The organism is bacterium, assembly GCA_027622355.1.
In the GTDB taxonomy this organism is placed as follows: Bacteria; UBA8248; UBA8248; order UBA8248; family UBA8248; genus JAQBZT01.
The window spans coordinates 1-3,451 of sequence record JAQBZT010000294.1; the positions used below are offsets into that span (position 1 = coordinate 1).

The following is a 3,451-nucleotide window of genomic DNA, read 5'->3' on the forward strand; positions in this document are numbered from 1 at the left end:
CACTCCCGCTCATCCGAGGAAACAAAGTGGGCGTTGCCGCTCACGCCGGTGTGAACGGCCGCGCCGCCCAATTGCTCGAAGGTCACTTCCTCGCCCGTCACCGCCTTGATCACATCGGGGCCGGTGATGAACATCTTGCTGAGGCCGTCCACCATGAAGACGAAATCGGTGATGGCGGGGGAGTAGACCGCCCCGCCGGCGCAGGGGCCGAGGATGACCGAAATTTGCGGGATGACGCCCGAGGCCAGGGTGTTGTTGCGGAAGATCTGGGCGTAGCCGTGCAGGGAGAGCACCCCTTCCTGGATGCGCGCCCCGCCCGAGTCGAGAATCTGGACCATGGGGGCGCCCGCCTTCATGGCGAGCTCCTGGAGCCGGATGATCTTGGCGGCGTGCATCTCCCCGAGGGAGCCGCCGAGGGAGCCGAAATCCTGCGAGACGGCGAAGACGAGCTGGCCGTCCACCCGGCCGCTGCCGGTCACCACCCCGTCGCCGGGCACGCGCTTTTCCCCCATCCCGAACTCGGTCGATCGCGTTTCGACGAACATGTCAATCTCGGAGAAGGAGCCCGGATCGAGCAGCAGATTGAGCCGCTCGCGGGCGGTCAGCTTGTCCTGCTTGCGCTGGCGCTCCTTCGAGGCCTCCCCGCCGCGGGCGCGCGCCGCCGCCGTCCGCTCGCGCAACTCTTCAAAGCGATCTGACATTCCATCCCCCGCGTTGTCGGGAATTCATGCAATATCAACAGATTGCATACAATGTACATATTTTCGCCCCTCGTCAAGGGGCTGAAGGAAAAGGCTGGAATCAGGCGAAAGTCCGAAGGAGGCGGGTAAATACATCGGGGGAAGAGACGTTATTTTTTCCCGCCCCCCTTCCAGTCCACCGGCCCCGCGTGGAGGAGTTGGCCGGGGAGCTGGCGGCCGAAGATCTTCTCGGCGAGGGCGGCGGCCCCGAGCAGTTTGCCGAGGTCCACCCTGGTCTCATGGCCCATCTCGTGGAGCATATGCACGGTGTCCTCGGTGGCGATGTTCCCGGTGGCGCGCGGCGCGAAGGGGCACCCGCCGAGGCCCGCGATCGAGGTGTCGAAGATGGTGATGCCCGCCTCGAGGCCGGCGAGCAGGTTGGCGAGGCCCGCCCCCCGGGTGTTGTGAAGGTGGAGGGCGAAGGTGGTGTCCGGAAATTTCTGATGCAGGTAGAGCGAGACCGCACGCACCATCGCGGGGTTCGCCATTCCGGTGGTGTCGGCGAGGGCGATCTCCCGGCATCCCATCTCGATGTAGTCCCGCACCACCCGCTCGGTCGCCTCGAGGGGCACCTTTCCCTCGTAGGGGCAGCCGAAGGCCGTCACCACGGCGCCCCGGAGGGGGAGGCGCTCCCCGCGGGCCATCCGGGCCGCCTCGCGGGCCGCCGCCGTGGCGCCCGCGGTGTCCGTGCGGAGGTTCTGCTGGTTGAAGCTCTCGCTCGCCGCGACGAAGAGGGTCGCCCGATCGATCGCGCACCCCAGCGCCCGCTCCATCCCCCGGGCGTTCGGCACGAGGGCCTCGACCTCGAGGTCATCGCGGCGGTCCATGCCCTTGAGGACATCCTCGGCGTCCGCCATCTGGGGGACGTGCCGGGGGGAGACGAAGCTGGCCGCCTCGATGCGCCGGTGGCCCGCCGCGACGAGTTTATTCAGGAGTCCGATTTTCTCCCCGGTGGAGAGAATCTGCGCCTCGCTCTGCAGGCCGTCGCGCGCCCCGACCTCGACGATGGTGATCGCCAACGGAATCCTCCCTGAATACAGCCATTTCTTATCTGTTACTCTACTGTGCGAAGGACAAACCTACCATGTACAAATTTCACGGTAAATAGAAAAATGTAGTTCAAAAATGACTATCGCCGGAAGCGGCCCCCTTGCGGCGCCCTCCGCTTTCCGGGATGATGGCCCGGCTTTCCACCCAACTGAAGGGCATCCCCTTGAACGATCTCTGGACAGCCCTGCTCACCCCCGCGATCGCGGGCGCGATCGGCATCGCCCTGCTCGCCGGGCTCATCCGCGGCTTCGCGGGCTTCGGCTCGGGGGTGATGATGGCGCCGGTCCTCGCGCTGCTCTACGGCCCGGCCGAGGCGGTCTCGATCATCATCCTGCTCGAGGTCATCGTCAGCTTCCAGCTTCTCAAGGGCACCGGCGGGCTCATCCAGTGGCGCTTCGTCGCCCCGATGGGGGCGGCCGCCTGCCTCTTCATGCCGCTCGGCGTGTGGATTCTCAAGAGCGCCGCCCCCGCCCTCATGACCCGCGCCATGGGGCTGGTCGTCCTGGGCTTCGTCCTCATCCTCCTCATCGGCTGGCGCCACACCGGCGGGAAGAAAGTGCCCATCGCCGCCGCCGTCGGCGCGATCTCGGGCACCATGATGGCCGCCACGAGCATGGGCATCCCCCCGGTCCTCCTCTATATGCTCTCCGGGCCCGACCCCGCCGCCGTCAGCCGCGCCAACATCATCGCCTACTTCTCGACCACCCAGCTCACCCTCGCCCTCATCCTCTGGTGGATGGGCCTCGTCCACCCGATCACCCTGGGCCGCGCCGCCCTCATGTTTCCCGCCTTCGCGCTCTGCGCCTGGGCGGGCAGCCGCCTCTTCCGCGCCGAATACGAAACCCTCTACCGCAGAATCGCCATGGGGTTTCTCGTGATCGTGGGTGTGGCGGGAATTATGGGGTAGGGGGAGCCATGAGCGGGGAAAAAATACGGATCGCCTACGCCATTGTCCAGAGCCCTCTGGGCCGCCTCCTCGTGGCCGCCACGCGAAAAGGGGTCTGCGCCGTCAAGATCGGAGACTCCGGCAAGGCGCTGGAGAAAGATCTGCGGAGCGAATTCCCCGAAGCCGAGATCACCCGGGACGATGCGGGCGTCAAGAAGCCCCTCGCGGCCCTCCTCCGCCATCTGGAAGGAAAAGAGCCCAGCCCCGATCTTCCCCTCGACGTGCGCGCCACCGCCTTCCAGCGAAGGGTGTGGGCCGAGCTTCAGGCCATCCCCGCGGGCGAGACCCGCACGTACACCGATGTCGCCCGCGCCCTCGGCCTGAAAAACGGCGCCCGCGCCGTGGGGAGCGCCTGCGCCACGAATCCCGTCGCCCTCATCGTCCCGTGCCACCGCGTCATCCGGGCGGACGGGAACCTCGCCGGCTACCGCTGGGGGATTGGGCGGAAGAAGAGGTTGTTGGAGATGGAGGGGGGGTAGTAATTTTATGGGCGATCATGGATACTCTTGCAGTCAATCAAAAATCCGCCCAAAATGAGCCAGAAAAACCAATAAATTCAATAGTGATTGCAAGAAATTTAAATTTTCGCTATTATTTCGCCTCAAGAAAAATAACTTTTGAGGAGGCGTTCAAATGCGAGCAGCTAATGGGGACCTCTAAAAACCGCCTGATTTCCCCCCGATTTTATGTCGTAGCCGCATTCTAGCCATAATCT

4 protein-coding genes are annotated in these 3,451 nt (G+C 65.1%); 2 read left to right on the top strand and 2 right to left on the bottom strand.

What is annotated here, in order from left to right; translation table 11 throughout:
• Positions 1-701: methylmalonyl-CoA carboxyltransferase (locus O2807_13675; protein MDA1001551.1), on the bottom strand; the 701-nt coding region annotated here is incomplete at its 3' end.
• A gap of 149 nt (positions 702-850) precedes the next feature.
• Complete coding sequence (locus O2807_13680) at positions 851-1,759, bottom strand: hydroxymethylglutaryl-CoA lyase (GenBank protein ID MDA1001552.1); 909 nt, start codon at positions 1,757-1,759, stop codon at positions 851-853.
• Between the two features lie 131 nt (positions 1,760-1,890).
• Here O2807_13680 and O2807_13685 point away from each other — a divergent pair, with 131 nt between their 5' ends.
• Both O2807_13685 and O2807_13690 read left to right on the top strand, forming a co-directional pair.
• Complete coding sequence (locus O2807_13685; GenBank protein ID MDA1001553.1) at positions 1,891-2,697, top strand: sulfite exporter TauE/SafE family protein; 807 nt, start codon at positions 1,891-1,893, stop codon at positions 2,695-2,697.
• 8 nt (positions 2,698-2,705) lie between these two features.
• The gene (locus tag O2807_13690; GenBank protein MDA1001554.1) at positions 2,706-3,215 is read left to right on the top strand and encodes a methylated-DNA--[protein]-cysteine S-methyltransferase; all 510 of its coding nucleotides are present in this window, start codon (positions 2,706-2,708) and stop codon (positions 3,213-3,215) included.
• The last annotated feature ends 236 nt before the right edge of the window (positions 3,216-3,451 follow it).